Here is a 22,729-nt window from a genome sequence, read left to right as displayed (position 1 = left end):
TCAAAATGAACAAATGATTTATTGAACGGCCAGCTTGATCACTACTTTCTTTACAGGGCCTGGCCGATCAATCTGCAGATTAGGCATATGCAGGTCTGTAGGGAAAAAGATCGAAAAATGTTCCTGATCGAGGCGGGTAAAAAACGCCGGTTTTTCTGCGAATAGCATATAGTCTTCCGTTTCGCTGTATGCTTTGGAAGGTGTTTGTTGTTGTAGAAAATCATGGCCGATATGTTCTGCGCCGCGTACGATATATTGTATATCGATGTATTTTTTATGCGCTTCCATTTGTTCACCTGACGGATCTACGGTATCATATTCATTCACAATGGCGAAGAGGTTGGTGCCGTCGATTTCGTATTTTCCTTTTTCCAGTGTGTGAAAATCGGTTTGTGCGAGGTATTCGAAAGCCTTGACAAATCTGGGTCCCAGGCAGTGATAGCGATGGGCATTGCTGATGGTGTCGAGAATCATGTGCTGATAAATAAAGATAGATGAGCCATAAAGATATTCAAAAAGGGGAAAGTGTTATACGATTGTCACTTTAATGCCCATATCTTCCATCGCTTTTACGAGGTGGGGGGAAATGCCCGTATCGGTGATCACCTCATCTACATCTTCCAGGCCACAGATACGGCCGAAGCCTCTTTTGCCGAATTTGGAGGAATCCACCAGCACGATAATTTTCTGCACCGTAGCGATCATTTTCTGATTGAGATGCGCTTCTCCGATATTGGAAGTAGTGAGGCCAAATTCAAGGTCGATACCATCTACACCGAGGAATAGTTTACTACAGGAGAAGTCTTCCAGTATTTTTTCCGCATAGGGACCTGTCACCGAAGATGAGCTGGTGCGGAGCTGGCCGCCGAGCTGTATTACTTCCACATCCGGGATACGGATCAGTTCCAGTGCCACATTGAGTGCGCCGGTGATGACGGTGAGATGGCCTTTGGGATGGATATTTTTCGCCAGTGCCAGTACAGAAGTCCCGGAGGCAATGATGATCGCGTCGTTGGGTGCTATGAGTGCCGCCGCCGCCAGGCCGATATTGTTTTTCTCTTCACTGTGCAGCTTTTCTTTTTCATTGACCGGCTTATCGTTGGTGTAAGGATTGTTGACCGTAGCCCCGCCATGCGAGCGGAACAGCAGCGCCTTGTCTTCCAGCAGCTTCAGATCTTTACGTATAGTCACTCCCGATACATCGAGCTCCTTGCAGAGATCGACTACATTCACATATCCTTTTTCTGCGAGTTTATCCAGTATAAACTTATGGCGTTCAGCTATATTAATCATAGACATATCACATAAAAATAAAGTATTAAAACCTATTGACAAGTTTTTTTGCACGCAAAGCTTTTAAAGAAAGCGAAGGAGCAAAGAAGCGGATGGGGAAAACAAAGGAGTGATGAAAAAACAAAAGCACATAGCGTCTTCTATTTCAATCTATTTTCTATTCTTATCTTTTTATCCAGACAAACTTTCATTTGGAAGATATTGAAACAGTTCCGCCACTGTTCACAGCCATTTTCCCTTTCATCCAAAAAATATTTCACTTTCTGGTTTATTTTTCTATTTTGGTTTCGATTTGTTTTATTTTCTTTTATTTTACATTCAAATATAACAATTTGAAAGTATTTAAAAGGAACATTGTAATAATATGAATAGACCGGAATCAATCAAAAGCCTAAGATCCACGTCCACCCGTACCTGGGATATGATCATTATAGGAGGAGGCGCCACTGGCCTGGGAATAGCCATGGACGCTGCTTCCAGGGGATATAAAACCTTATTGCTGGAACAGGCCGACTTTGCCAAAGGCACTTCCAGCCGCGCTACCAAACTGGTACACGGCGGGGTGCGATACCTGGCTCAGGGCGACGTAGCCCTGGTAAGAGAAGCCTTGTATGAAAGAGGTTTGTTGCTCAACAACGCTCCTCACCTCGCACATAACCAACAATTTATTATTCCGCACTATTCGTGGTGGCAAGGTCCTTTTTATACCATCGGTCTTAAAATATATGATCTGCTTTCCGGCCGCTTAAGCCTGGGCAAGTCCAAACATATCAGTAAAAATGAAGTCACCCAGCGGCTACCGAATATACAGGCCGATGGCCTTAAAGGCGGTATCGTATACCATGACGGACAGTTTGACGATGCCCGGCTGGCTGTCAATATCGCGCAAACAGCCGCAGAGAACGGCGCCGTAGTGCTCAACTATTGCAAGGTAGATGGTCTGCTGAAACAAAACGGGAAAGTGAGCGGTGTCACCGCCACCGACCTGGAGAGCGGCGAAACCTTCCAGCTGGCTGCCCGCACGGTGATCAACGCCACCGGCGTATTTGTGGATGAGATCCTGCAACTCGATAATCCCGGCGCCCGTCCGCTGGTACGCCCCAGTCAGGGTGTACACCTGGTACTCGACGCCTCTTTCCTGCAAAGCCGCAGCGCCATTATGATACCCAAGACATCAGACGGGCGTGTACTCTTTGCCGTGCCCTGGCACAATAAAGTGTTGCTGGGTACCACCGACACCCCGTTGGAATCCCACAGCATGGAGCCGGTAGCGTTGGAACAGGAGATAACATTTATCCTCAGCACGGCCGCACAATATCTCACCCGTACGCCTACACGTGAAGATGTGTTGAGCGTATTTGCCGGTTTACGTCCACTCGCAGCGCCGCAGAAAGATACCAACAGCACCAAGGAGATTTCCCGCAGCCATAAAATCATCGTCGCCCCTTCCGGACTGATCACCATCACCGGCGGTAAATGGACCACCTTCCGCAAGATGGCAGAAGACACGGTGGACGAAGCTATCCGTCAGGGTAACATCACAGCCGCCAAATGCAACACCAAAGACCTGCGCATACATGGTTATCAGAAGCAGCCCATGACACAGATACCATTAGATGTATATGGCAGCGACGCCGCGCAGGTACAGGCACTGGCCGCGATGCAGCCGGAGCTGGGCAAAATCATACATCCGCGGTTACCTTATATCAAAGCACAGGTAATCTGGGCGGTGAGACAGGAAATGGCGCGCACCGTAGAAGATACCCTTGCCAGGAGAACCCGGGCCCTGTTCCTCGATGCACAGGCAGCCATTGACATGGCGCCGGAAGTAGCATCCCTCATGGCAACAGAACTGGGCAAAGACGAAACCTGGCAAAAACAGCAGGTGGCAGCCTTTACCGCCGTAGCACAAAACTACCTGCTGAAAAACATCCGTACACGCGAACAACTGCCTGTAGGCGCTTAACATACGATCAAACAATTATCCACGCAGAAAAAGAAAAACATGACCAAATACGTAATGGCGCTGGACCAGGGTACTACCAGCTCAAGAGCCATCATCTTCGACAAAACAGGGGCCGTTATTTCTGTAGCACAAAAAGAATTTACCCAGTTGTTTCCACAACCAGGATGGGTAGAACATGACCCTGCAGAAATATGGAGCAGCCAGATAGGCGTTGCTACCGAAGCGATGGCCAAAGTAGGTCTGGAAGGTGGTAACATTGCCGCTATCGGTATCACCAATCAAAGGGAAACCACCATTGTATGGGACCGTGAAACCGGCAAACCCGTACACAACGCTATCGTATGGCAGGACCGCCGCACCGCCGCTTTCTGCGACAGCCTGAAAGCCAGCGGTAAGGAAGAAATGGTCCGGGCTAAAACCGGCCTCGTGATCGACGCCTATTTCTCCGGCACCAAGGTAAAATGGATCCTCGATAACGTTAGTGGCGCCCGGGAAAAAGCAGCACAAGGCAAACTGGCTTTCGGCACCGTAGATGCCTGGCTGGTATGGAACCTTACCCATGGCGCTGTTCATGCCACCGATATTACCAATGCCTCCCGCACCATGCTGTTCAATATCCACACGCAGCAATGGGACGAAGAACTGCTGGCATTACTGGACATCCCTGTCTCTATGCTGCCGGAAGTAAAAGAATCCAGCGAAGTATGCGGACTCACCGCTCCCGGTGTTTTCGCTGAACAGATACCTATTTCCGGTATGGCCGGCGATCAGCATGCCGCCTTATTCGGGCAGATGTGTACCGAGCCCGGTATGGTAAAAAACACCTATGGCACCGGCTGTTTTATGTTGATGAACATCGGTACTAAACCAATCATCAGCAAAAATAACCTGCTGACAACCGTCGCCTGGAAAGTGAATGGTCAGACCCATTACGCCCTCGAAGGCAGCATCTTCATTGCCGGCGCCATCGTACAGTGGCTGCGTGATGGACTGGGCATTATCCGTTCCTCTTCCGAAGTAGAAGCACTCGCCGCCAAAGCAGCACAAAACGACGGCGTATACCTGGTACCTGCATTCGCCGGGCTAGGCGCTCCTTATTGGGACCAGCATGCCCGTGGTACCCTTGTGGGCATGACCCGTGGCACCAATGCCTCGCATATTGCGCGTGCCGCATTGGAGAGCATTGCCTATCAGACCATGGATGTACTCAAGGCCATGGAAGCCGATGCCGGCATCAGCATACAGGAATTACGCGTAGATGGCGGCGCCACCGGCAACAACCTGCTAATGCAGTTCCAATCGGATATCCTGCAGGCGAAAGTAGTACGCCCTGGCATTACAGAAACTACCGCCCTCGGCGCCGCTTACCTGGCCGGCCTGGCTACCGGTTACTGGCAGAACCTCGAAGAGATCCGCAGCCAGTGGCAGATGGAAAAAACTTTTGCGCCGAACCTGGAACAAACACACCGCGATACCTGGATCAGTGGCTGGCATAAAGCCGTAGATGCCGCCAGACACTGGGCACAGCAATAACGTAGACGGAAATCATGCAATCCTTAACCAAACATAAAATATCTACCAATCTCTATGTCTCCGATTTTAGCTGAATTCATCGGTACCGCTTTACTGCTGTTGCTGGGCAACGGCGTAGTAGCCAATGTAGTACTCAACAAAACCAAGGGCAACAGCGGCGGATGGATCGTTATTACCACCGGCTGGGCCCTGGCCGTATATGTAGGCGTAGTTGTGGCTGGTCCATACAGCGGTGCACATCTGAACCCCGCCGTGAGCGTGGCACTCGCCGCCGCCGGCAAGTTCAATTGGGCAGACGTGCCTATGTTCGTGCTGGCACAAATGGGCGGCGCCATGCTGGGCACTTCGCTGGTGTGGTACAACTACAAAGACCATTTCGATGCTACGCCTGACAATGGTTTACAGCGTGCCTGCTTCTGCACGGAGCCGGCTATACGTAAACCGTTGCGCAACTTTATCTGCGAAGTGACCGGCGCCTTTGTGCTGCTGTTCACTATTTTTTATTTCACCAATGCGGAACTGGGTACCGAAAAAACACCTGTAGGCCTGGGTTCCCTGGGCGCTGTACCCGTGGCTTTCCTGGTATGGGCCATCGGTCTTTCTTTAGGCGGTACCACCGGATATGCTATTAACCCAGCCAGGGATTTAGGTCCGCGTATCATGCACGCCATCCTTCCGATGAATGGTAAAGGTCATAGCGACTGGGCCTATGCCTGGGTACCTGTTGCCGGTCCACTGGCAGGCGGCGTACTCGCAGCGGCCTTGTACCTGTTGCTGAAATAACCATCACGTATGCACGTTAGAAAAAATGATCACAACCTGTAACAACTATCAACAATGAAAAAACAAATGAATCTCCGGCTGATGGCCTGCGCCATGGCAGCTGCAGCGACTGCGTTTACAGCCTGTAAAACAAGCAGGTCTGCCACTGTTGCACAACACAAAGACCTGCCCGCTTTCTTTAAAGTCGGACACCGCGGTACCCGCGGACTGATGCCTGAAAACACCATTCCGGCGATGTACAAAGGCATTGAGACAGGCGCCAACACCATTGAATTTGATGTACACATCACCAAAGACGGGCAGGTAGTAGTATACCACGATGCGTCCTTTACACCGTCCTACACCACGATGCCTGACGGGAAAGACATTCCCAGTGCGGAGCGCAACAAATACATTTTTTACCATATGAACTATGCCGACATCCGTCGTTTTATCATTGGTGAAAAAGCCTACCCGGAGTTCCCGGAACAAACACGGCTCCGCTCCTATGCGCCGTTGCTGGGAGAAATGATCGACTCCGTGGAGCACTATACGAAAACACATAACCTGCCGCCGGTGTATTACCTGCTGGAAGTAAAATCCTCCGAAAAGACCGACGGTACTGAACAACCGGCTCCGGAAGAATACATGAAGATCATGATGGCCGTCAAACAGTTGAAACCGCTGGGCAACCGTTTGCTGATCCAGTCGTTCGATATGCGTCCGTTGCAGGTACTGCACAAAACGCATCCGAAGATCAGACTGGGTTTCCTGACCGGCGACAAAAACGTGTCTTTCGAAAAACATATAGAACAGCTGGGTTTCACTCCTGCTTTCTACAATCCGCATCTCAGCCTGGTAACGCCGGAACTGGTGAAAAAATGCCATGATAAAAACGTGCTGATTGTTCCCTGGACTATCCAGGATGTTGAATCAATGAAAAGAATTAAAGCCATGGGCGTAGACGGTATCATCACAGATTATCCCAACAGGCTGGAAGAAGCGATAAAATAAAGTCAACCAAAAAAAACAACACAAAAAAACAGCTTATGAAATTGCGAACACGATTCCGGGCATTGCGTCCGGCAGGGCTGCTATTGCTATGCCTCGGGGTCATTCTTTCCACGACCGTTTCCCTGTATGCACAGGACATTTCCCTCTCCGGCAAAGTAACCGGGGCGGGCGGAACGCCACTTCCCGGCGTTAACATCCAGGTAGCCGGTACCAGTAAAGGCGCCAGCACCGGCGCTGATGGTCAGTTTAAACTCAATGCGCCTGTAGGTGCCACGTTAAAAATTTCTTTTATCGGCTATCTCTCCAAAGAGATTAAAGTCGCCAATGCCACGCCGTTACAGATCATCCTCGAAGAAGATGTACAAAAGCTGAATGATGTTGTAGTAGTGGGTTACGGCACCCAGAAAAAAGCTACGCTCACCGGCGCCATTACCACTGTGTCTATGGCACAACAGGAAGGCCGTCCGCTGACCAACGCCAGTAATGCGTTGCAGGGGGTGCCGGGAGTGTTTGCGAATCTTGGTAATAGCCAGCCGGGTGTAGACCGTGCCACCATCCGCATTCGTGGCGTAGGTACGCTAAGCAGCTCCTCTCCGTTAGTGCTCGTAGATGGTATCGAATATTCCATGGATGAATTGAATCCGAATGACATTGAGACCATTACCGTATTGAAAGATGCCGCTGCAGCCATTTACGGCTCCCGTGCAGCCAATGGCGTTATCCTGGTAACCACCAAGAAAGGCAAAGGCGCTTCCAAAGTTAATTACAGCTATTATCGCGGAATGCAGAAAGCTACTTATCTGCCGGATATCATCGATGATCCGATTGCTTATATGAAGCTGAAGAACCAGGCCAATCTTAACACCGGTGTTACGCAGCTGGATTATTCTGATGCAGAGATAGCCGAATATGAAAAGGGGATGCTGACAGATCCGATTACTTATCCGGCTAATAACTGGTATAAGATTGCACTCAAAAACGGGATTATTCAAAAGCATGACCTAAGTGTAGCGGGCAGTGGTGAGAAATATCAATACCGGTTATCACTCGGTTATCTTGACCGTGACGGTATTTTGTTTGGGCCTGGTAATCATGAAAAAAAGTATTCCGTAGGTCTTAATACCTCCATGCAGGTAACCAGTAAGTTAAAGGCGGGCATCACCCTGGATGGTTATTACCGTAACTATACACAGCCTTTCTACAACTCTACCTGGGAATATCTGGCGCGAGCACTGCCTATATTGACCGATACGCTTGCAGATGGCCGCTATGGCAATTCCTGGCTGAGAACAGCTGGCCGCAATAACTGGGAACATCCCCGTATGTTGTCTTACAATGGTCTGCAAACCAAAGTAGTACAGCGTTTCCTGGCTACCATTTTTGCCGATTACAAGTTACCGTTTGATATTAACTACAATATCAAATTTGGGGTAGATAAGTATGATGGACAATTAACGCAGTTCACGCCGCGCATGTCTACCTACGATCCCAAGACCAATAAAGTCACTAACTGGAACAACCAGACCACCGCTCCACGTTCGTACAAGACGGATTACAATGATATGAACATCCACTTCTACAACACATTGGACTGGAAAAAAACTTTTGCTTCCAAACATAATCTGGGCGTGATGGTAGGCGCCAGCTATGACAATTTTGACAGTGACCAGTTTGATGCCAGCATGTATGGTTATCTGGATGCCACACTCGACGCTTTGTCAGCTGGCACTGTATGGAACGCCACTACCGGCAATACCACCCGTGATGTATTGGAGTCCTATTTTGGACGTGCCAACTATGACTATGATGGGAAATATCTGCTGGAAGCGACTTTCCGGTATGATGGTTCCTCCCGTTTTGCCAAAGGACACCGCTGGGGCTTCTTCCCTTCTGTGTCTGCAGGTTGGCGTATTGACAAAGAATCTTTCTTCGATTCTAAATTCATTGACGTCTTAAAACTGCGTGTATCCGCTGGTCAGATGGGTAACCAGGCCGTACCACTTTACAGCTATACACCGTCTGTTGACCTGAAAGAGGATTACAGTTTTGGCGGTACACTTAGCTCCGGCGGCGCTACTAAAAACTATACAGATACCACCATCAGCTGGGAAACAACTACAACCTACAATGCCGGCGTAGATATCAATGTATGGAAAAGCCGCATTGCGTTGACTATAGATGCCTATAAAAAACGGACTACCGGTATTTTACGCACTGTTGCTATTCCTTCACAGGTAGGTAATCTGAATGGTCCCAAGCAGAACGTTGGTACCGTAGATAACACCGGTATTGAAGTAGTGTTGCAGTACCGTGATAATTTCGGTAACCTGGATTATGGCGTATACGGTAACGTATCCTACAACAAGAATATGGTGGTGGACCTGAAAGGTGAGAAAATATACAGCGGTAATACCATTACCATGAAAGGGTATCCCATCGATGCCTACTATGTATTGCTGTCTGATGGCCTTTTCCAGAGTAATGAAGAAGTGGCTAAAAGTGCGACCCAGAATCCCAACACACGGGCCGGATATATCAAGTACAAAGACATCAACGGAGATGGCATCATCAATGGCGACGACCGTGTGATACTGAACAGTTCTTCTTCCGTACCTAAATGGACGTTTGGTTTCGGTTTTAACCTGGGCTACAAAGGAATCACCCTGAATGCCTCTTTCCAGGGTATTGGCGGTATCAAAGCCTATCCCACCGGCAACCTGGCTGTTCCTTTCGTGAATGGTGCCAATGCCACCAAAGAGTGGCTGACAGACGCCTGGACACCGGAGAACCCGAATGCCCGTCTGCCTATTGCCACCATCGGCGCCAGCGACAACTTCCGTGGCTCCGATTTCTGGCTGCGCAATAACGCTTACGTACGTATGAAAAATATTCAGCTGGGCTACTCCTTACCTGACAGATGGTTGTCTAAAGTTAAGATCAGCAAAGTAGGTGTATTCATCAATGGTGAGAATCTGCTGACTTTCTCCCGTTACAAGGATTTTGATCCCGAATCCATACTGGACCAAACCACCATTTACCGTTATCCGATGCTGAAAACATTTAACGGAGGCTTAAACGTAACGTTCTAATGTATCAAACCATGACATCAATGAAAACAACATATATTACACTGGCTTTTGCCGGAATAGTGGCAGTTTCCTGCAACAAAGCGCTGCTGGATACCACGCCACATGACAAATACACCGAAGCTACCTTCTGGACCACTCCCGAAGCGGCCAATGCCGGACTAACAGGTTGTTACTCTGTCCTGCGCAATGATGGCGTATTTGGAGGTAAGGGATCTAACAATGCCACCGCATTATGGGATGAAACCCTTTCTCCCAATGCCTGGAACAATGGGGAGTCCCTGCAATATAAGTATGTCGCCAACGGCACCCACATGGCCAGTACAGGCGGTATTATCAGCGCCAGGTACAGCGATTGCTACGGTGGTGTTGGGCGCTGTAATACGTTGCTCGCCAAAATTGACCAGGTACCGGGATTGGATGATAGCCAGAAAAAGTTGATGAAGGGACAGGCGCTGTTCCTGCGCGCCCTATATTACTTCATGCTGCAGAATTATTATGGCGGCGTACCATTGATTCTGGACCTCCCGAATAAAGACACCCAAAGCCAGCTGCCCCGCAATACCCGGGAAGAAGTGGTAGCGCAGGTACTGAAAGACCTGGAAGACGCCGCTGCGATGTTACCGCTTACTTATGGCGCCAGCGACAAAGGCAGGGCTACCAAAGGCGCTGCAATGTCACTCAAAGCAAGAGTGCTGCTGTTTGAAGCCAGTCCTTTGCTGAACCCTGCCAATGACGCTACCAAATGGGCCAACGCTGCTGCTGCAGCTAAGGCTGTGATGGACCTGGGCGGTACTGGTTATGGGTTGTTCAACAACTACCGGAACCTGTTCATGAAACAAAACGAAAACAACCAGGAAGTCATCTTTGACGTACAGTACCTGTTTCCCAATCAGGCCCACTCTTTTGACCTGATTTGCTCACAGTACAATTCCAATGCACCGGTACTGGGCCTGGCACAAGCCTACTACATGAAAAATGGCCTGCCTATTGCAGACCCGGCTTCCGGCTATGATCCGCAAAACCCTTATTTAAACCGCGATCCCCGTTTGCAAGGGACCATTACCTACCCGACAGATATCTATCAGGGGAAAGTGGTTGATACCAAACGTTTTGCTATTACCGGCTATGGAGTAAAAAAATTCAGCGTCTACGACAGCATCGTACCGGCAAAAGCAGACCAGGACCTGAAAGGCGGGCAATCTGATATTAACTTCATCGTACTCCGTTACGCCGATATCCTGATGATGTATGCAGAAGCACAAAATGAGGCTGTAGGACCGGATGCGACTGTATATGAAGCACTGAATAAGATCCGTGACCGCGTAAAAATGCCGCACTTTAAACCTGGTTTGTCTAAAGAAGAAATGCGTAAAGAAATCCGCCACGAAAGACGGGTGGAATTTGCCTGTGAAGGACTATATTACAATGACCTCCGTCGTTGGAAAACAGCGGAAGTGGAAATGAATGGCCCTATCTACAACTACGCAGGCAAAGAAGTGGAGAAGCGCATATTCAATCCTAAACGCGACTACTGGTGGCCTATTCCGCAAACGGAAAAGGACCTCAATCCTAATCTGGAGCAGAATCCCGGATACTAATATTCATCCAGCTATTTGTCCGTTCATACATAAAAAGCGGCATTTTTGCTGAAACGGAATAAACTTAGCGGTTCTGGCCGGAGGGCCCAGGACCGCTAAGTATTTACAGCTATATAGAAATCTAAAAAAACATGACCAGACTAAAACTCTCCGCCCTGCTGATGATGGGCGCCCTCGCCCTGGGGCAGGCTCCGTCAGCCATGGCACAAGCACCGGAAAGACCCAAACTTGTTGTAGGGATTGTTGTGGACCAGATGCGTTGGGATTACCTGTACCGCTACGCTGACCGTTATGAATCCGACGGTTTTGCCAGGATGCTGAAAGAAGGTTTCTCCTGCGAAAACACCACCATCAGCCATCTCCCGTCCTTTACCGCTGTAGGACACAGCACTGTATATACCGGTTCCGTACCCGCCATTCACGGCATTACAGGCAACGACTGGACTGACCAACTCACCGGCAGAAAATGGTATTGCACCGAAGATACCGTTGTGCAATCCGTAGGCTCCAATTCCAAAGCCGGACAAATGTCGCCCCGTAACCTGCTGGCTTCCACCATCACCGACGAGCTGCGTTTTGCCACCAACTTCCGCTCTAAAGTAGTAGGCGTATCCCTGAAAGACCGCGCTTCCATCCTGCCTGCCGGACATACACCCAACGGCGCTTTCTGGTTCGATGATGCCAATGCATCTTTCATTACCAGCACCTACTACATGAAAGAACTGCCGGAATGGGTGAAACGTTTCAATGCGCGAAAACTGCCGGAACAACTCATGTCCGAACCATGGGAAACAATGCGTCCTATCAACACCTACGTACAAAGCACTGCCGATAACGTGTCCTGGGAAGGTACCTTCGGTGGTGAGAAAGCGCCCGTGTTCCCGCATAACATGAAAGAGATCTACAAAAAAGATCCGGGTAGCATCCGCACCACACCCGCCGGTAATACCCTCACCCTGGAATTTGCGATGGCAGCCGTAGAAGGTTATAACCTCGGCGGCGGTGAAGCGACCGACTTCCTGACCATCAACTGCGCTTCAACCGACTACGTAGGACATAAATACGGTCCCAATTCCATCGAAGTAGAAGATACCTACCTGCGCCTCGACCAGGACCTGGCCGGCTTCTTCAGCTACCTCGACAAAAAAGTAGGTAAAGGCAACTACCTGGTGTTCCTCACCGCCGATCATGGCGCCGCCCACTCTGTAGGTTTTATGCAGGAATATAACGTACCTGCCGGCTTTGTAAAAGACAAAGCCATGATGGCTAGCCTGGATAGCCTGCTGGCAGCTCGTTTTGGTGTAAAAGGCCTCGTACGCTCCGGTATGAACTACCATGTAAACTACGACATCGCCAGGATCGAATCCAATAAACTGGATTACGACGCCATCAAAAAAGAAACCGTGAAATTCCTGCAACGGCAGCCGGGTATTCAGTTTGCCGCAGATATCGACAACCTCGGCAACAGCCCGATACCACAGCCTATCAAAAGCATGATCGCCAACGGGTACAACCCCAAACGTACCGGCTCCGTGATGATCATCCCTGAACCAGGATGGTACCAGGGCTTCGAAAAAGGCACTACGCACGGTAACTGGAACCTGTACGACGTGCATATTCCGCTGGTATTCATGGGATGGCATGTACAACATGGCACAACCAATGAAACCACGCATATGACAGACATCGCCGCCACCCTGGCCGCCATGCTGCGTATACAGATGCCGAACGGTTGCGTAGGACGCCCGATTGAAAGTGTATATGGGAAATAATCAGCGGCGGAAGCCTTTCTACACCCCGTGCTATAAAGCGGTGAAACAAATTTTCTCACCGGCCCTCAGCACGGGGTTTGAATTTACGCCATCAGTTGTTTTCCGGAACAATCTTCTCTCCCAGCTTCAGGTTTTTCCGGATTACCTTATAGATATCCATTTCCCGGAAAGGTTTCATCAGCCAGTCGTTGAAGCCGGCGCGTTTAAAATCGCGTACATCCTGTTCCGTTATATCTGCCGTCAGGGCCAGTACTACTACCCCGGCTTTTTGGGGGTCCGCATCTTTACGGATCCGTTCCACTACCTCTAATCCGCTCAGTTTGGGCATATGCAGGTCGAGCAGTACGAGGTCGTAGTGTTGCTGGCTAAATAAACGCATTGCTGTTTCCCCATCCTTGGCCATATCGAAGCGGCATTTCCAGCGGGTAAGCATCATTTTCAGCAGTAACAGGTTCATGTCCTGATCTTCTGCCACCAATACATAACGGCCTTCCATAAACGCACCCAGCGGATGTTCTGTTTCCAAAGGCGTCATCACCGCGTGGCTGCTGCCGGTGGCCAGCTCATAGGGAATCTGGCAAACGAACTCGGTGCCTTGTCCCACTTCGCTGCTAAACCCGATACTGCCGCCGTGCATCTCCACCAGTTTTTTAGTGATAGCCAGTCCCAGGCCGGTACCCTTGATGGTGGTCCGTGTAGGCGCTGCCTGGTAAAAACGTTCAAACAGATTCGCCTGTGCCTCCTTGCTGATACCTTCACCCGTATCCTTTACCGTGAAGGTAAACAAGGCGTGATGTTCCTGTTGCATGTCCACCTTACCTGTGACCGTTACAGTGCCGTTAGCCGTATATTTCACCGCATTGCTGATAAGGTTTAACAGGATCTGTTTTAACCGGAAGGCGTCGCCTTTTACTTCAGGATGTGTGCCTTCAAAGTTGACCTTAAATTCGAGATTTTTCTGTATTGCCAATATACGCGTGGTATTGACCACATCTTCAAAAGTATCATACAGGGAAAAGGGTTCACGCAGGATGGAGATATACTCCTTTTCCAGCTTGGAGAAATCCAACACATCGTTGACGACCTGCATCAGCATATCTGCGGAGGTTTCCACAGAACGCAGCAGCTCACGCTGGCCGGCGGAGAGATCGGAATACGACAGTTGTTCACTGAATCCTACCACCGCATTGAGCGGCGTCCTGATTTCATGGCTCATATTGGCCAGGAACTCGGTACGTATGCGCGCCTGTTCCCTGGCGGCCGTTTCATTAGCTTCCACCTGCCGTTGTTTTTTAAATAACAGCAAGCGGGTGACCAAAAACGACAACAGTCCGGTGATCGCCGCCACAAAGCCCCATAAAGCAATACTACGCATCTTGCCGGCATCGCTGGTAATTTGCTGTTTGGCCTGTTGTTTTTGCTGCGCCTCCGCGGTGGCGGCGTTGTCGCGCAGGGCTACGATCAGCGTATCCAGTTCAGCGAGCATGGATATATTGGTACCCGCCAGCGATTGTTCATCCGCATCAATCTTCAGGCGGTTGGACAGCTGCGTGCGCAGGATTTTTTTATAGTAGCCATTTACATCCGTGATGATATCCTTCATGCGCTGTGCATCATAGGTCTCCTTATCGATGACCTTGCCGCTTTTAGTTTTTACCATCACGGCCATCTGGGCTTTTACCGTATCGCCTTTGTTTTTGTTGGAGATGGCATTGCCCAGGCGTTTGAAAAAACCTTTCTTTTTTTCCGGTGCGGCCTGCACGTTGCTGACCGTGTCCATGGTCACTTCATCTTTTTTGATTTGAGTGACTTTATAGGCAGGAATACTGCTTAGCAGCTTATCAATACGGTCATCTGTCAGTGAAGTAGACAACATAGAGTCGGTTGCCTTTTTCATTTGGGCGATACGTTCGGAGACTTCCGTTTTTTTAGCCACCAGGGTACTGAACTGTTCATGATTAGTAGCTTTTGTGAGCATACCTGCCACCCTGTCAACGGCGGATAATACTTCGCCTAGCTGCATCGAGAAAGTTTGCAGATAATTTCGTTTGTACGTGATCGTGAACATCCGGAAATTGTTTTCCGCCTTATTCAGGGTCAACAGGGCATTATCCATCAACCGGATGCCAGGATGATCGCGGGAGAGCGTATCTGCCGACTGCAATAGTTTACCGGCACTGCGCTGGTGTACATCATACCCATAATTAAATAACCATGCAATGGCAAATGCTGTAAGGAAGAGGATTACGGAAAATACGGTAATGGATCGGCGCATGATAACGGATAGCTGATTTAAGTAAACAATAGCGGGTTTACAGTACTGATGGTTACTGATACGATTAAAAGATGCGATTAAACAATACGATTAAAAGGACGTGGGGCAACTGTGGGAGTTGCTTAGAAAGGGAAGTTAACAAAAAAACGTGAATTAACGGCCGGGACCGTTGATTTTTAACGGATCAACGGTCCCCGAAATACTAGAGATACCAGACTTCATCCGGATGGGTGGACAGGAAAACGGTGTCTCCTTTTTTTACCTGGGATTTGGCAGTCCTCACCAGCACGGTGTCTTTAGCCATTGTGACCGCCGTTTCGTAGAAGCTGCCATAAAAATGAACATGTTTGACTTTTCCTTTGACCGGCGATTCATTTTCTGATACCAGGTGAATACTTTCCGGACGGAGGAAAAGGCTTTTGCCATTGGCGGTCACTCCGGGCAGACCGGCGAACTTCTTCGCTTTAGCAGGACTCAGGAGATTATAGGGGCCTAATAATCCGGCCACGTACTCATTGACCGGCTGGCTATATACCTGTTGAGGCGTGCCTTTCTGCACAATCTCACCATCTTTCATGATCAGCAGTTCATCGGCCCAGGAAAGGATATCCAACGGGTCGTGGGAAATGAGCATGCAGGTGATGTCCAGGTTTTCCGAAATATCGTGTATAACTTCCTTCAGTTTGTATTTATGGATGAGGTCCAGGTTGGAAAAAGGTTCATCCAGCAGCAACAGGCGGGGTGCGGTTACCAGCAGGCGGGCCAGTGCGATCCGTTGTTTTTCGCCTCCGGAGAGCTGATCGGTCTTTCTTTTCAGGAGATGGGTGATCTGGCACAGTTCAAACAGTTCAGCGGTAGATTCTTCCGTCAGCTTATTGTTAAAGGAAAGAATCTCTTCCACCCGGTAGTTGTTGCGCAGTTCAAAGTGCTGCGACAGGTAGGCGATGCCCGGTTGTCCGGGAATCAGCACTTCCAGCGGGCCTTCTACCCTGACGTCTTCAAAAGCGGTCTTGCCCGCATCGGGTTGTACGAAGCCGCCGATCATTTTCAGCAGCGTGCTTTTACCCGAACCGGTTTCCCCGGCGATCGCCACTTTTTGAAATTTTTCCACCGTGAAGCTCACATCCTTCACTACGGGTACGCCCAGCTGATTTTTGCTGAGGTTGGAGACCGTTAAAAAGCTCATAGTTCCTGTTTATCCGAAAGACCATTCAATCGGGCAAAGATAACAGAAAATGGCAAGAACGCAACCCGGGGAGTGGGTATTCACCCCTTTAACGCTTACTGGCAGCGGATTAAGTAACTGTAAAAGCCTTTCACCATACGGCACCTGGTGGGGGTGTAAATACGCCAAACGAAGGGGTTGATCCCGACAAATCCCGCTTTTATCTTTACAACATGAAACACATATCTATCCTGGTTCCCAGAGGAGCCGTACTAGGCAGTATTGAAGGGCCCCGTCAGGTGTTTACCGAGGTAAACAAGATGTTGAAAAACAACGGTGATGCCCCCATGTTTAAGGTGCAGCTGGTAGGGCTCACCCAAGAGGTACCCGCTTGCGGGGGTATATATACTGTTTTTGCAGATGCTACCATCAAGGAGGTGTCTAAAACAGACCTGATCATCATCCCGGCGCTGGATGGCGACATGCCCAGGCTGATGGAACAAAACCGGGAGTTTGTTCCCTGGATTGTGCAACAGTATAAAAACGGGGCCGAAGTAGGTAGTTTATGTGTAGGCGCCTTTTTGCTGGCCGCTACCGGTCTCGTTACCGGACGCAGATGTGCCACCCACTGGATGGCCGCCAACGATTTCCGGAAGATGTACCCCCAGGTAGAACTGGTAGAAGATAAAATCCTCACCGACGAATACGGTATCTACTCCAGCGGAGGCGCTTTCTCCTATCTCAATCTTATTCTTTACCTGATTGAAAAATATTGTGACCGGCAGATCGCTGTCTTCTGTTCCAAAGCGTTCCAGATAGACATCCAGCGCGATAGCCAGTCTCCTTTTATGGTGTTCCGCGGCCAGAAAGATCATGAAGATGAACCCATCCGCAAAGCCCAGGAGTTTATCGAAAAGAATTTCACCGAAAAAATCACCGTTGACCAGCTGGCCGGTATGTTCACCCTGGGCCGGCGGAACCTGGAACGCCGGTTTAAAAAAGCTACTTCCAACACTGTGGTAGAATATATCCAGCGGGTGAAGATAGAAGCCGCTAAAAAGAGCCTGGAATCCTCCCGGGAGAATGTGAATGAAGTGATGTATAACGTTGGTTATACCGATCCGAAAGCGTTCCGGATCACCTTCAAAAAAATTACCGGTATGTCGCCGGTACAATACCGCAACCGGTATAATAAAGAAATTGAAGTGGAATAGTAGTATAATGCTTTCCAACGGAAAAGCCCGCCTTGTATAGAGGCGGGCTTTTTCTGTCGGAAAATAAATTGCAGTACAGATTAGTTTGCGGCATCCGGTTCCATGAACATGTATTCCCAATGATGCCCGTCGAGGTCGGTGAATCCATGACCATACATAATACCATGATCCTGCGGCGCCTTCGGTGTAGTAGCGCCTAAAGCCACCGCTTTCGCTACAACAGCGTCCACGTCTTCACGGCTATCGGCAGACAAACAATTAATACATTCAGTGTGGCGGCTGGTATCGCAAATACCATTGTTGGTAAATGTCTTAAAAAATGGTTCCACCAGCAGCATTACATAAATCGCTTCTGAAATTACCATACAGCCAGCCTTATCATCAGTAAATTCCTTATTAAAAGAATATCCCAGCTGTGTAAAAAACTGAATGCTTTTCTGCAGGTCCTTAACGGGCAGGTTGACAAAGATCTGTTTAGCCATAGTTTGTGCGTTTTTTGTTCATACAAACATAGTCCGAATTATATCCGTTGAGCACGTGCAATACCGACAATATTGATGGTAAAATGCGACGAATTTTCCCATTTCGGTACAGGTTGTATATTTACGAAAATAAACAGTACAGATTTGGCTATCAAAACATACCGGCACGAAATATTTACACGGGACATTGAAAAAAATATCCGGGAAGGTATCTGGCAACCCGGGTACAAACTGCCTTCCGTGCGGGCATTAAAGGAAAAGTATGGCGCCAGTGTAAGTACCATTCAGCGGGGTTACGAAGATTTGCTGATGCGTGGACTGGTAAAGAACCTGCCGCGTTCGGGATATTTCGTTGCCCGGCAGCAGGTAACGGAAAAGCCCGCAAAGGCGGTACGGCAGCCGGTAGTGAGAGATGCCGTTTTCCAGCATGGGCTGTCGGCGACCACCGCACAACCAGGCAACCGTCTTCAATTGTCAGCCTTCCATGTAGCCGCCCCCGGCGATCTGATGATACCACAGAAGTTGTTACTGCGTACCCTGCAGCAGGTAGTGCGTTCCGAAGGCGCCGGCCTGTTGCGTTATTACCCTGCCAGCGGCTCACCTGCATTAAAAGAACAGATCATACAACGGGCAGCAGGTTATGGCACCTTATTTCAGGCTGCCGAACTGCTGATAACAGATGGCGCGCTGCAGGCATTGTATATTGCCCTGTCGGCCGCCTGTATGCCTGGTGATGTAGTGGCCGTAGAAAGTCCCAGCGTATTTTCCGTGTTGCAGGTTATTTCCGTTCTGCAATTGCGCGTGGTGGAAATTCCTGTTGGCCGCGATGGTTACGATGTGGACGTCTTACATAAAGTATGTACCCGCACCAGGATAAAAGCCATTATCGTAACGCCTAATTTCCATAATCCTACCGGCACCTGTTTATCGGTTGACCAGCAGCAGGCATTGCTGGCTATCGCACAGCGGCATGATATAGCCCTCATTGAAAATGACATCTATGGCGATCTCCATTTCAGCGGTAGCCGTCCGCCTACCATCAAAGCGCTGGACGATAGCGGCCTGGTGATGACCTTTTCCTCCTATGCCAAAACACTGGCCCCCGGCATCCGGCTTGGGTGGCTTTCTGCCGGCCGCTATTTATCCAGGGCCGAACAGGTACGGTTTGCGTTAGGCAGTAGCGTATCACCCGTATTTCAGGAGACAGTCACCCGGTTATTACAGACACACAGCTACGACCGGCATCTGCGTTCCTTCCGGACCCAGCTGGCGAAAAATGCCTGGCTTACCTTGAATCTGGTAAGCTGCGCCTTTCCGGAAGGTACTTCCTTAACGATGCCGGCAGGTGGCTATCATTGCTGGATACAGTTACCTTCCCGCACCGATATGGATGCATTTTACAAGGCCTGCGAGCAGATAGGTGTCCGGTTTACACCCGGCAGCGTATTTTCCTTTTCCGATACTTTCCGGTATTGTTTCCGGCTTGTTTTCGCTGATACCTATACCGCTGCCCGGAAACGGGCCATCAAAAAAGCTGGGGCGGCGCTACAATGATTGACTGTACCGGTTCTTTTTTCAGGAGCTGTACTGTGATTGGTTACAGGCATCGGGCTACCTTTATACAGCACTAATTGCTTAAGACATGGATATTACGACGAAGTTTGTGGTAGTCAACGAAGCCAATATCATGGACCTGCTTCAGCTGATCACTACGCTGGCAAAAGAAAAATACGGACCTGTACTATCTGATGCCCAACTGAACACCTACCTCCATCGCTATACACCGCAACAGCTGGCATCGGACGTTAATAATTTTTCCAATCAATGGCTGATGGTATATGCGGGTGGCAAGCCGGCAGGTTACGCCCTGATTACTTCCCAGGGTAAACGCCCGGATACGCTGACAGAAAAAAAAGTAAAACGGCTCACCGGTTATGGGGTGCTGCAACAATATGCAGACAGTGGTTGCCCGGAAGCACTGTTACAGAAGTGTTTGCAGGTTGGCCAGTCTTATGATGCGCTGTGGATGCACGAATATGCTGACAGCCCGCTGCTCCCCTACTTTGAACGACATCGTTTCCAACGGGAAGGCGGACAAGCAACGTTGGATGAACTTCCTTTGCCGGGGGTATATCTTATCAGGCGAAAATGATTAAATTACCGGGAGGTTGGTGAGGCCGATAGTACTTTTACGCCGACAGACCGACTTCCCTGTATCCATCATTTTTCGTACTAACAGCTATGCTTATACGCAAATCCTTCCGGCCGCTGATGCTGGCCCTTGCCTTCTACAGCCACGCCGCTTCGGCGCAGGCGCCCAATATTCCCCATGCCGCCGAAATCCGTTCCATCGATCCGGCAGACACCCGGTATGCAGACCTGGAACCGCTACGTGCCGCTATCGGTAAGTCGAGGGTGGTACTACTCGGCGAACAGACACATGGCGAAGCTACTACATTCCTGGCTAAGACAAGGCTCATCCAGTTTCTTCATGAGAAAATGGGATTTGAAGTACTCGCCTTTGAAAGTGGCCTGTATGACTGCGCCCGTATCTGGGACAATACCGTAAAAGGAGGGCAGTTGTCAAAGGAAGTGATTGGCAGCTTGTTTTATATGTACGCTACCAGTCAACAGATGCAACCGCTGTTTAACTATATTCAAACGCAGTTAAAAACTTCTACACCACTGACCCTGAGCGGTTTTGAAAGTCAGCATACCGGCGAGTTTGCTAAAAAACAACTGTTCCCCGATTTTGAACAGTTCCTGCAACAAAAACATCTCTCTTTGTCTGACAGCAGCTGGGCGTTGTTCCAACGGGTGTCGCTGGCCACCTTTAATTCCAATGCCTATAGACCTGCCGCTGCCGAACAAACGGAGTTTTTCCGGACACTGGACAAGCTTAAAAACAGTTTATCCCGCGAAAGGGACAAGGATGGGCACTTCACCACTTCTCCCGGTTTCTGGCTGAAGGTTACAGAGAGCATTGAGTCGCAGGCCAAACGGTACTGGGGACTGGTAAGTGGCAATGAGCTTAGCGTACGTGATAAACAAATGGCGGAGAATCTGATCTGGTTGGCGGAAAAAGCATTTCCCGGTAAGAAGATCATTGTGTGGGCGCATAATATTCATATCGCTAAAAACACCAATACGCTGGAAGACCTCACGGGCAAGCCTATACCTTTCCTGCAAACATTTGTGCCCATGGGCGCCACTGTTAGCAAACATTTTGGGAAAGAGGCCTATGTAGTAGGCTTCTCCGGCTCTGCCGGCACTTACATTGATTACGGTAACGGCAACACAGTCAATGTACCGCCGGTGGTACCGGGCAGTGTAGAAGGGCGACTCGATACAGCCGGCTACGAACAAGCGTTTGTCAACTACCGCACTGCCAAAGGCTGGCTGCAACAAAAACAGCAGGCAACTATGTTCGACTTTATACCTCTGAAAGGCATTTGGCCGGATATCTTCGACGGACTTTTCTATATTCATACTTCTACACCGGTGGACCGCTAGCATATTTAGGGATTTTTTGATTTACGATTTTGGAATTTAAAGAGGATCAGGCTGCCTTAAATTCCAAAATCGTAAATCAAAAAATCCCTAAATATTTATTATCTTAGTATTATTCCTCGTTGCAGCAACCAATATCAATTAACCATATGACCATGTCTATACAGTTCGAGAATATTTCTGCCATGCTCGCAGAAAATCCTGGAGTATTCAGTCAACCCGCAGCAGAAGAATTATCCCGTTTAACCCATGGCGACACCGTGTGCCTGTTTTGTATTTATGGTTTCAGCAGTACTTCGGGACGCAAAGCAGCGCGGCTGCTGGCAAAGGTTACAGCCGTAGAAGCCCATCAGTACAAAGGTATTTTGCTTTCGTCCACACAACATCTGAAGACGGTGCAAGCAGGTGATGAAATTACTTTCTCCAACGAGCATATCGCTGCGATTGCCCAGGGCTAGTCGTTTTCGTATATCCGCTTCGCCGCAAATCCCCCCTTAAATTGTCGGATTTACACAACATAGGTTATCGTTAATGGTTGTAGTTTTGTATCAGTCAATCACCCAAAGGCTTTCCGGGAGTGTTTTAGGGATGACGACAACCAATAAACACTATCTGTTAAAACCTAAACAAAACAACAATGGCACACACAACAACGATACCCGCACCTGCTAAATCCGTACGTCTGACGGGCAGAATCATCAGCATCATCGTTATTCTTTTTGCACTGTTTGATGCGATCATGAAGATCATTAAGAACCATTATTCCATGGAAGGCTCTGTAGCCCTGGGATGGCCCGCCTCACAGGTACAGTTCATAGGCTTTGTATTACTGATCGCTACTATTCTCTATGCGATTCCGCGTACGGCTGTACTGGGCGCTATTTTGATTACCGCCTATCTCGGCGGGGCCGTTGCTATTATGATCAGGGTAGCACAACCTTTCTGGTTCCCGGTCCTCTTTGGTATACTGACATGGGCAGCGCTGTACCTGCAGGATAATACTATCCGTGGCTTGATACCGGTACGTAAAGATTAAACCATTTAACGAATCATATA

Annotated in this window: 18 protein-coding genes; 13 read left to right on the top strand and 5 right to left on the bottom strand. The window is 49.2% G+C overall.

All coding sequences use genetic code 11. The features are described 5' to 3' along the window. Positions 1-18 precede the first annotated feature (18 nt). Both ICL07_RS22865 and ICL07_RS22860 read right to left on the bottom strand, forming a co-directional pair. Positions 19-474 (bottom strand): NanQ anomerase/TabA/YiaL family protein, encoded by a 456-nt coding sequence (locus tag ICL07_RS22865; protein ID WP_188090365.1) that lies wholly within the window; start codon positions 472-474, stop codon positions 19-21. 54 nt (positions 475-528) lie between these two features. Beyond that, positions 529-1,299: a DeoR/GlpR family DNA-binding transcription regulator gene (locus ICL07_RS22860; protein WP_343071107.1), complete on the bottom strand. Its 771-nt coding sequence runs from the start codon at positions 1,297-1,299 to the stop codon at positions 529-531. 415 nt (positions 1,300-1,714) lie between these two features. Between ICL07_RS22860 and ICL07_RS22855 the strand changes: the two genes are divergently transcribed. From ICL07_RS22855 to pafA, 7 genes are all read left to right on the top strand, one after another. Next, the gene (locus tag ICL07_RS22855; RefSeq protein ID WP_246485142.1) at positions 1,715-3,259 is read left to right on the top strand and encodes a glycerol-3-phosphate dehydrogenase/oxidase; all 1,545 of its coding nucleotides are present in this window, start codon (positions 1,715-1,717) and stop codon (positions 3,257-3,259) included. A 39-nt stretch (positions 3,260-3,298) separates the two neighbouring features. After that, positions 3,299-4,792: a glycerol kinase GlpK gene (gene glpK / locus ICL07_RS22850; RefSeq protein ID WP_188090363.1), complete on the top strand. Its 1,494-nt coding sequence runs from the start codon at positions 3,299-3,301 to the stop codon at positions 4,790-4,792. Between the two features lie 54 nt (positions 4,793-4,846). Then, positions 4,847-5,575 carry an MIP/aquaporin family protein gene (locus tag ICL07_RS22845; RefSeq protein ID WP_188090362.1) on the top strand — a complete coding sequence of 243 codons (729 nt, stop codon included), beginning with the start codon at positions 4,847-4,849 and terminating at the stop codon, positions 5,573-5,575. Between the two features lie 54 nt (positions 5,576-5,629). Then, positions 5,630-6,568 (top strand): glycerophosphodiester phosphodiesterase family protein, encoded by a 939-nt coding sequence (locus ICL07_RS22840; RefSeq protein ID WP_188090361.1) that lies wholly within the window; start codon positions 5,630-5,632, stop codon positions 6,566-6,568. Positions 6,569-6,603: 35 nt separating this feature from the next. After that, the gene (locus ICL07_RS22835) at positions 6,604-9,657 is read left to right on the top strand and encodes a SusC/RagA family TonB-linked outer membrane protein (protein WP_188090360.1); all 3,054 of its coding nucleotides are present in this window, start codon (positions 6,604-6,606) and stop codon (positions 9,655-9,657) included. 20 nt (positions 9,658-9,677) lie between these two features. Then, on the top strand, positions 9,678-11,255 hold the full coding sequence (locus tag ICL07_RS22830; RefSeq protein WP_188090359.1) for a RagB/SusD family nutrient uptake outer membrane protein: 1,578 nt from the start codon (positions 9,678-9,680) through the stop codon (positions 11,253-11,255). Positions 11,256-11,386: 131 nt separating this feature from the next. After that, positions 11,387-13,027 carry an alkaline phosphatase PafA gene (pafA, locus tag ICL07_RS22825; protein WP_188090358.1) on the top strand — a complete coding sequence of 547 codons (1,641 nt, stop codon included), beginning with the start codon at positions 11,387-11,389 and terminating at the stop codon, positions 13,025-13,027. Between the two features lie 91 nt (positions 13,028-13,118). Here pafA and ICL07_RS22820 read toward each other — a convergent pair whose 3' ends face one another. Together ICL07_RS22820 and ICL07_RS22815 are read right to left on the bottom strand one after the other, a co-directional pair. Next, positions 13,119-15,302: an ATP-binding response regulator gene (locus ICL07_RS22820; protein ID WP_188090357.1), complete on the bottom strand. Its 2,184-nt coding sequence runs from the start codon at positions 15,300-15,302 to the stop codon at positions 13,119-13,121. 202 nt (positions 15,303-15,504) lie between these two features. Further along, the gene (locus ICL07_RS22815; RefSeq protein ID WP_188090356.1) at positions 15,505-16,488 is read right to left on the bottom strand and encodes an ABC transporter ATP-binding protein; all 984 of its coding nucleotides are present in this window, start codon (positions 16,486-16,488) and stop codon (positions 15,505-15,507) included. 212 nt (positions 16,489-16,700) lie between these two features. Between ICL07_RS22815 and ICL07_RS22810 the strand changes: the two genes are divergently transcribed. Beyond that, positions 16,701-17,681, top strand: coding sequence for a GlxA family transcriptional regulator (locus tag ICL07_RS22810; RefSeq protein WP_188090355.1), 981 nt, complete (start codon positions 16,701-16,703; stop codon positions 17,679-17,681). An 80-nt stretch (positions 17,682-17,761) separates the two neighbouring features. Here ICL07_RS22810 and ICL07_RS22805 read toward each other — a convergent pair whose 3' ends face one another. Further along, positions 17,762-18,163: a VOC family protein gene (locus tag ICL07_RS22805; RefSeq protein WP_188090354.1), complete on the bottom strand. Its 402-nt coding sequence runs from the start codon at positions 18,161-18,163 to the stop codon at positions 17,762-17,764. Positions 18,164-18,307: 144 nt separating this feature from the next. On the opposite strand from ICL07_RS22805, the gene ICL07_RS22800 reads away from it, so the two are divergent. The 5 genes from ICL07_RS22800 (at position 18,308) to ICL07_RS22780 (ending at position 22,709) form a co-directional block, all read left to right on the top strand. Beyond that, a complete protein-coding gene (locus ICL07_RS22800) occupies positions 18,308-19,717 on the top strand; it encodes an aminotransferase-like domain-containing protein (protein ID WP_246485141.1) in 1,410 nt (469 codons plus the stop codon). An 88-nt stretch (positions 19,718-19,805) separates the two neighbouring features. After that, complete coding sequence (locus ICL07_RS32325; RefSeq protein WP_223152061.1) at positions 19,806-20,315, top strand: N-acetyltransferase; 510 nt, start codon at positions 19,806-19,808, stop codon at positions 20,313-20,315. Between the two features lie 89 nt (positions 20,316-20,404). After that, entirely contained in the window at positions 20,405-21,676 is a 1,272-nt protein-coding gene (locus ICL07_RS22790; RefSeq protein ID WP_188090352.1) for an erythromycin esterase family protein, read from the top strand. Between the two features lie 152 nt (positions 21,677-21,828). Continuing rightward, on the top strand, positions 21,829-22,131 hold the full coding sequence (locus tag ICL07_RS22785) for a hypothetical protein (protein ID WP_188090351.1): 303 nt from the start codon (positions 21,829-21,831) through the stop codon (positions 22,129-22,131). A gap of 179 nt (positions 22,132-22,310) precedes the next feature. Further along, positions 22,311-22,709 (top strand): DoxX family protein, encoded by a 399-nt coding sequence (locus tag ICL07_RS22780; RefSeq protein WP_188090350.1) that lies wholly within the window; start codon positions 22,311-22,313, stop codon positions 22,707-22,709. Positions 22,710-22,729: the final 20 nt, after the last annotated feature.

It is taken from the genome of Chitinophaga qingshengii (genome assembly GCF_014529935.1).
GTDB lineage: Bacteria > Bacteroidota > Bacteroidia > Chitinophagales > Chitinophagaceae > Chitinophaga > Chitinophaga qingshengii.
The sequence above is the reverse complement of the archived record's forward strand: the minus strand, read 5'-3'. Positions and strand labels throughout refer to the sequence as shown.

What these genes read in the sequence shown, in the direction of transcription:
- ICL07_RS22865 (WP_188090365.1), bottom strand. Translation starts at nt 474, where the DNA reads ATGATTCTCGACACCATCAGCAATGCCCATCGCTATCACTGCCTGGGA.
- ICL07_RS22820 (WP_188090357.1), bottom strand. Translation starts at nt 15,302, where the DNA reads ATGCGCCGATCCATTACCGTATTTTCCGTAATCCTCTTCCTTACAGCA.
- ICL07_RS22840 (WP_188090361.1), top strand. Translation starts at nt 5,630, where the DNA reads ATGAAAAAACAAATGAATCTCCGGCTGATGGCCTGCGCCATGGCAGCT.
- ICL07_RS22790 (WP_188090352.1), top strand. Translation starts at nt 20,405, where the DNA reads ATGCTTATACGCAAATCCTTCCGGCCGCTGATGCTGGCCCTTGCCTTC.
- ICL07_RS22845 (WP_188090362.1), top strand. Translation starts at nt 4,847, where the DNA reads ATGTCTCCGATTTTAGCTGAATTCATCGGTACCGCTTTACTGCTGTTG.
- ICL07_RS22815 (WP_188090356.1), bottom strand. Translation starts at nt 16,488, where the DNA reads ATGAGCTTTTTAACGGTCTCCAACCTCAGCAAAAATCAGCTGGGCGTA.
- ICL07_RS22785 (WP_188090351.1), top strand. Translation starts at nt 21,829, where the DNA reads ATGTCTATACAGTTCGAGAATATTTCTGCCATGCTCGCAGAAAATCCT.
- pafA (WP_188090358.1), top strand. Translation starts at nt 11,387, where the DNA reads ATGACCAGACTAAAACTCTCCGCCCTGCTGATGATGGGCGCCCTCGCC.
- ICL07_RS22835 (WP_188090360.1), top strand. Translation starts at nt 6,604, where the DNA reads ATGAAATTGCGAACACGATTCCGGGCATTGCGTCCGGCAGGGCTGCTA.
- ICL07_RS22805 (WP_188090354.1), bottom strand. Translation starts at nt 18,163, where the DNA reads ATGGCTAAACAGATCTTTGTCAACCTGCCCGTTAAGGACCTGCAGAAA.
- ICL07_RS32325 (WP_223152061.1), top strand. Translation starts at nt 19,806, where the DNA reads ATGGATATTACGACGAAGTTTGTGGTAGTCAACGAAGCCAATATCATG.
- glpK (WP_188090363.1), top strand. Translation starts at nt 3,299, where the DNA reads ATGACCAAATACGTAATGGCGCTGGACCAGGGTACTACCAGCTCAAGA.
- ICL07_RS22855 (WP_246485142.1), top strand. Translation starts at nt 1,715, where the DNA reads ATGATCATTATAGGAGGAGGCGCCACTGGCCTGGGAATAGCCATGGAC.
- ICL07_RS22860 (WP_343071107.1), bottom strand. Translation starts at nt 1,299, where the DNA reads ATGTCTATGATTAATATAGCTGAACGCCATAAGTTTATACTGGATAAA.
- ICL07_RS22780 (WP_188090350.1), top strand. Translation starts at nt 22,311, where the DNA reads ATGGCACACACAACAACGATACCCGCACCTGCTAAATCCGTACGTCTG.
- ICL07_RS22810 (WP_188090355.1), top strand. Translation starts at nt 16,701, where the DNA reads ATGAAACACATATCTATCCTGGTTCCCAGAGGAGCCGTACTAGGCAGT.
- ICL07_RS22830 (WP_188090359.1), top strand. Translation starts at nt 9,678, where the DNA reads ATGAAAACAACATATATTACACTGGCTTTTGCCGGAATAGTGGCAGTT.